This is a genomic window from Microbulbifer okhotskensis, assembly GCF_023895975.1.
GTDB lineage: Bacteria > Pseudomonadota > Gammaproteobacteria > Pseudomonadales > Cellvibrionaceae > Microbulbifer > Microbulbifer okhotskensis.
The window spans coordinates 1-5985 of sequence record NZ_JALBWM010000164.1; the positions used below are offsets into that span (position 1 = coordinate 1).

5 protein-coding genes are annotated in these 5985 nt (G+C 49.0%); 1 reads left to right on the forward strand and 4 read right to left on the reverse strand.

Going from position 1 to position 5985, the window contains the following annotated elements; all coding sequences use genetic code 11:
* Window positions 1-553 precede the first annotated feature (553 nt).
* Window positions 554-1807, reverse strand: a complete 1254-nt coding sequence (locus MO867_RS20060; RefSeq protein WP_252472416.1) for a Y-family DNA polymerase — start codon at window positions 1805-1807, stop codon at window positions 554-556.
* Complete coding sequence (locus tag MO867_RS20065; RefSeq protein WP_252472418.1) at window positions 1807-2196, reverse strand: LexA family protein; 390 nt, start codon at window positions 2194-2196, stop codon at window positions 1807-1809. Before MO867_RS20065 ends, MO867_RS20060 begins: the two co-directional genes overlap by 1 nt.
* A 158-nt stretch (window positions 2197-2354) precedes the next feature.
* Between MO867_RS20065 and MO867_RS20070 the strand changes: the two genes are divergently transcribed.
* Window positions 2355-2546, forward strand: a complete 192-nt coding sequence (locus MO867_RS20070; protein WP_252472421.1) for a hypothetical protein — start codon at window positions 2355-2357, stop codon at window positions 2544-2546.
* A gap of 5 nt (window positions 2547-2551) precedes the next feature.
* Here MO867_RS20070 and MO867_RS23625 read toward each other — a convergent pair whose 3' ends face one another.
* Both MO867_RS23625 and MO867_RS20075 read right to left on the reverse strand, forming a co-directional pair.
* Window positions 2552-2716: a DUF433 domain-containing protein gene (locus MO867_RS23625; RefSeq protein WP_256474221.1), complete on the reverse strand. Its 165-nt coding sequence runs from the start codon at window positions 2714-2716 to the stop codon at window positions 2552-2554.
* A 169-nt stretch (window positions 2717-2885) separates the two neighbouring features.
* Entirely contained in the window at window positions 2886-5081 is a 2196-nt protein-coding gene (locus MO867_RS20075) for a DNA topoisomerase 3 (protein ID WP_252472423.1), read from the reverse strand.
* Window positions 5082-5985: the final 904 nt, after the last annotated feature.

Below are 5985 nucleotides of genomic sequence, written 5' to 3' on the forward strand. Positions count from 1 at the left end.
AGCCCGCTGGAATTTCTAGTGGGTAAGCGTGTGTCGCTTATGTTGGCAATCTAGCAGGTAACGCACCAGAGAACATGGCGATCTTGAGGCATCCGGCATTAAATCAGTTACAAGCGGCAAAACCCAGTTTTAGAAAAGATATGAGCATTAAAAGACTTCGAAAAAAAGCCGGCTGGGATAGCGAAACTTTAGGCAAGATAATTACAGCCACCATTTAGGCTGATTTATATGGGACAGCCCTGCCCAACACCCCACCAAACTAAAAGCTCAACATAGATTGAGAGCAAAATCACCACACTGGATCCAAAAACGAAAAAATCCCGCACCAGGCAGGGCTCTTAAGTCCCTGATAAATAAAGATAAATTCGGGGTGGCCGACAGGGGTCGAACCTGCGGCCTCAGAAGCCACAAGGTTTGGCTCAACCCAATAAAATCAACCGCTTACATCACCTTTAGGGGTGATTTTTGTATATAAAACCAGTAGTTTACCCCGCGTCATAACCATTAGACTCAAGAATTACCCCCCATACAATCTGGACATACAATCAGCTATTCAGGTGGCTACCTCTGGCAACTCATCCCACCGAGTCGTATAGGCGGGAGACTTGTGCTGCTGTCGCATCTTCCACTTTTTCTTGATACCTTCTGCTCCCAGAAACAGAGTCCCTCGACCGAATCTTTGGTTGATATGATCGATGGCCTGCATGGCCTCTCCTGCCCGTACCGGTTGGCCCTGCGTGAATAGATCACCCTGACCCAACGAGCTAGGAACCAGCTCGACCAACCCTACCCCGGCTTTCAAGAATCGACACTCGCGCCGGTATAACTCTGAAACCGCTCGCTTCACCAGTTGCACTATCAGTCGAGTGTCATCCGTTGGGTATGGAGTTTGCACCACAGTACTACGGCTGTAGTAATTTGGCTCATGGGGCGATGTGTGCAGAAAGACATGAACCGATTTCACCAGGGAAGCTTGAGCCCGCAGTTTCTCCGCTGCCCGACTCGCATACAGAGTCACTGCCTGCAGTATCGGCTGAAGTTCGATGAGCTTTTCACCGAATGAGCGTGTGCAGTAAATTTGCTTTCTGGCTGAAGGCTGCTCCTCCAAGCTCAAGCAGCTGACACCATTCAGCTCTTCTATAGTCCGTTCAATGTTTATATTAGTATGGCGCCTAAGAATCTTGGGGTTGGCTTGGGCCAAGTCATACGCAGTCTTAATATCCAGATGGCCCAGCCGCTTCGATAAACGCCTGCCAACACCCCAGACATCACTTACCTCTGTGCGCCGCTGGAGCCATTGCCACTTTTGGGGAGAGTCCAGGATACAAACCCCTTGGCATTTTGGAATTTTCTTTGCGGCTCTATTTGCCAGCTTAGCCAGCGTTTTACTAGGGGCGATGCCAACCCCCACCGGCATACGTATTTCCCGCCAGAGGGTTTGCCGGATCTGCTGCCCGTAATCCAACGGGCACTCTTGCAACCCATGTAGATCAAGGAACATCTCATCGATGCTGTAGACCTCCACCTCAGGGCTGAACTGCCGCAGGGTTATCATTACCCGGTTTGAAATATCACCATAAAGGGCATAATTGCTCGAGAATATTGTGACGCCGTGCTTGCGCAGTAGATACTCAATCTTAAAGAATGGCTGTAAATCGGGGATACCGAGGGACTTGGCTTCTTTCGAACGGGCCACCACACAACCATCATTATTGGAAAGAACCACCACCGGACACCCGCGCAGGTCGGGCCGGAATATCTGTTCACAGCTCGCATAGCAGCTATTGCAATCAACCAGAGCCAGCATTAGCAGGGCCGGTGGTACCGAACAGAGGCTTTCACTACCCCCTCAACAATCAACTCCTGCCCCTCCCAAATGGGGATGGGCTCATATTTGTCGTTGGCTGACAGCAACCTACCCTTGTGGCGATCCAGTACTTTACAGGTCAACTGCCCATCGAGGGCAACCACCACCACATCACCATGCACTGGCGTTAGAGACCGATCGACTACCAGTAGGTCACGGTCAAATATCCCAAGCCCCTGCATCGAATCTCCGTTCGATCTAGCCAGGAACGTAGCGGCCGGGCTAGTGATTAGGTGCTGATCCAAGCTCAACGCCGCTTCTTTATGGTCATCTGCGGGTGAGGGAAAGCCACAAGCGACGCCGTGACCGTATAGAGAGAGAAGTTTCATTTCTAGCACCAGACACTGTATATGCATACAGCCTATTACTAAAAATGCTTTGGGACAAGGCAAGTACGTGACTTTAAGGCCACTAGGCGTCTGCCTTCGCAACGCACGAAAATCGGTCGCAAAGGATATCGGCGGACTTGCTGCCGGTGTAGTGTGAGGTGGTGGGGATTACCCTGGCGGAGGTATATGGAGTGGAGAACCTGCAACACTTTGCACAGATCCCCTTCCCACCACTAACCGATCGTCTCTATGCGCAACTACCCAGAGAATGGCAACTACATATACAGCCAAGTATTGGGAGCACCTACCAAGCGCGGAAGAAGCCACACGACACCAGCGAGGAAGATTAGCAGTGTTAATCGGCACCACCTTTGCTCAGATAGTCAGCAGCATATCCAATTTCTGCCCGAATCATTTCATCATCAAGGCCTGGAAAATCGTGAATAACTTCAGAAATGGTCATTCCCGCACTCAACATCTGCAGAATATTTTCTGCAATAATTCCGGCCCCTTCACACAGGGCTTGCCAAGCATTATTTCGGGGTTGAACTCAATCCAGACTTTACTGTTATCCGCATTCTCTACACCCCCTTGGGCGGAGTGAAAAACTCCCCAACTTACTTTTTAACATCCTCCCATCCCTTTAGGTCGGGGAGGATATCAACCTTGGCGCATACATTGATCCAGCCTTATCCAAATTTGAGCTTAGCGTCATTCTCAAAAAAGCTTGCCTTGCAGGTGGGGTATTGGTCACAACCATACCAATTATAGAACTTCTTAGTTTTCTTTGACTTACCCCTCCTCTTGATCAAATTACCATTTTCACATTCCGGGCACGCGTGGTCCGTTGTATCTCCAGCGTTAGCTTTGGGCTTCGGTTCCAAATTAGGCTTTCCTCGCTTATCGGGGAAGCTCGCCTCGCAACTTGGATACCCTATGCATCCCCAGAAAAATCCATTTTTACCTTTAATTCGACGTAGCTTAGTGACCTTACAGATAGGGCAGTTTGGGCTGTTATCTTTAATAGGTAGCCCCATCTCCCTCACCTTAATCACTTCTTCCGTGACAGTTTTAACCAAGCCCGCTAGAAAGGTGTCTAGATTAATCCTACCCTCTTGTATATCCTTCTGCTGCTGATGCCAAAGCGCAGTCATATCCGGTGCAGTGGCTGTAGCTGGAAGTGCGTCGTGAAACTCTCGCCCCAGTTTGGTGCTGACTAACAGCTTACGTTTCTCTTCGATGAAATCACGCTCTTTCAGCTTTACAATGAAGCTATCGCGAGTAGAAGGCGTTCCAATACCACCAGACTCCCCTTTTTTACCCTTGTCTTTATCACGGAGCAATTTGGCTATTTCGGAATTCTTTATATATTTTGCGACCTGTTTTAAATCTTTTAGTAGTGTGGCTTCCGTATACGCCTTCGGCGGCAGGGTTTCCTTCTTCTCACTCTGGCAATCAGTACAAAACCCTTCATAACCCTTAGACAGTTGGGAAAGTTCCACTGTCGTCGAATCATCACTTTTCCCACTCTCAATTTCCTGATTTCCCTTGTCGTTCTTGTAGAGGGCACTCCAACCAGGGCTAATGATCTGAGTATTAACAGCGCGAAACTGATATCCCTCCACCTCCAGGTTCACTATTATGACCCTGGACTCTTTCAGCGGCCAAAACTGTGCGATATAAGCGCGGCAGATAAGCAGGTAAATATTACGCTGGTCTTCGGTCAGACTGGAAATATCACCTCTACCTTGGGTGGGGATAATCGCGTGGTGCGCTGTTACGTTCGCATTATTAAAGGCTCGACTCTTGCGGGATGGGTCAGATTTTTTCACGAACGGCGCGAACAACGGTGCATTCCCCACAATGGTGGCCAGAACTTCGGGGGCGTCTTGGTGGTTTTCGTCGTTGAGGTAACGGCAATCGCTGCGATTATAGGTTATTAATTTCTTTTCACGCAGCTCTTGTGTGATCTTGAGGGTCTTATCTGCCTTAACCCCAAACTTTCGAGAGGCGTCAACCTGCAACTCAAGCAGGTCATAAGGGAGTGGTGCAGCCTCCTGTTTGATTTTCTTATCAACTGAAATTACCTTTGCCGGCTGGCCCTTACAGGCACTAGCAATACGCTGTGCGTACACCTCGGACTCTATACGCCCTTTTTCATCAAGGGGGGAGTCTTCAGGGGCTCGAAAGAGCGCGGGGAAATTTAATCCTTGGATCGAAAACTGGCCCTTGACAGTAAAGTAATACGTCTTGCGATGATCCGCGATGGCGCGATCCCTGGCTACGACCAAACCGAGGATAGGGGTTTGCACCCTTCCCACACTTAAAATCCCATTAAAGCCTTTCTCACGCCCTTTCAGAGTGTACAAGCGGGTTAGATTGAAGCCGTAAAGCTTATCGCCGACCATGCGCGCTAGCGCTGACTGATACAGGCCAAAAAACTCACTATTTTCCCTAAGGTTGCCCAGGGCGCGTCTAATCAGCTTTTCATTATTGTCGTTGATCAGGATACGTTTTACTGCTTTTCTGTTCTTACAGTACTCCAAAATCTCATCGACCAAAAGCTGCCCTTCCGCGTCCGTATCTCCTGCATTTACAATTTCGTCGGCCTGTTTGATCAAATTGGCGATCACACCGAACTGCTTGCCCCTCCCTTCAATCACTCGATACTTCCAAGGGATGTTGATTATTGGCAGGCTCTCCAACGTCCACTTACGAAGCGCCTCATCGTAATCTTCCGGGGGACACAGCTCTAGCATATGGCCAGCGCACCAAGTCACAACATCATTACCACATGTATAGTAACCGTCCTTGCGCCGAGGATTGCCAAGCGTTTTGGCAATCGCTTGTCCTACTTCGTGTTTTTCTGCAATGAAAAGTCTCATAAAAGTTTCAATTACCAGCTAACCGCCACGTAGCGTTAAAAGGCCCGCCTTTGGCTCGACCAAAAATTCCAGCGCTAGGCTTTTGTTGCTTTTCATCAGGGTTTCGATAGAACTCACCCGAACATTGTTACCGATATCCAGTCAAACCACCCTGGGCGACGACCCGAAACAGCGCCGCACGAACTCAAACAAGACCCTGGCCTCATCTTTGATTAGTGTGGTTGCGATATCTTCATTCATGGTTTTTACACAGTAGTTGTAGAACAGCCGGTTACCCAAACTGCCTCCACACAGATCTGGACGTGCAGAACTACCGCATCCGGCTCTTCAATAATATATTCGCTCGTGTGAAACACGAACCCTAATACCAGCCCACAAGTATACTGCGTTTGTATACCTGCGGTGGCTTTAGCCCAAAATATCCCAGCATCTCTTTCAAGCTACCCCAATTGTAACTCTTGGTTGACTACGTCATTTGAGCCATTTGTACAAAATATGTAACACATAGTTGTATAAACGGGACAGTCTTCAACTATTGTCAGGCAACCCAAAGTAGTTTTGAAAGCCCTGCAACTTCCGCTTTAGCACTGGTATCCATTCTCGCAAGCGCTCACTGCGCTTGGCTTTGATCCAGTCGTATAGGCCTTTCATACTGCTCTTCTGTTTCTTCGCCGCTGTGCTACACCTAAGTCTGGGACGCTTGTTGACGTCCAGACTCCAGTAGAACTTAAAACCCAGAAACTGGAACAGTCGCTTTCGACCCAAATGAAAGCGACTCAATCGCTTCAGGTGAGTTTTCTCGGGGCCAACTGCAAGCCGAACTTGCTCAGCCGCTGCGGTACTACTCAATATTTGGGTAGATGCTCTCTATGGCCTCGGGAAAGCCCTGTAAGCCATCGATACA

Excerpts from the sequence above, each read along its gene's own strand:
- MO867_RS20060 (WP_252472416.1), bottom strand. The coding sequence starts at position 1,807 with ATGCTGGCTCTGGTTGATTGCAATAGCTGCTATGCGAGCTGTGAACAG.
- MO867_RS20065 (WP_252472418.1), bottom strand. The coding sequence starts at position 2,196 with ATGAAACTTCTCTCTCTATACGGTCACGGCGTCGCTTGTGGCTTTCCC.
- MO867_RS20075 (WP_252472423.1), bottom strand. The coding sequence starts at position 5,081 with ATGAGACTTTTCATTGCAGAAAAACACGAAGTAGGACAAGCGATTGCC.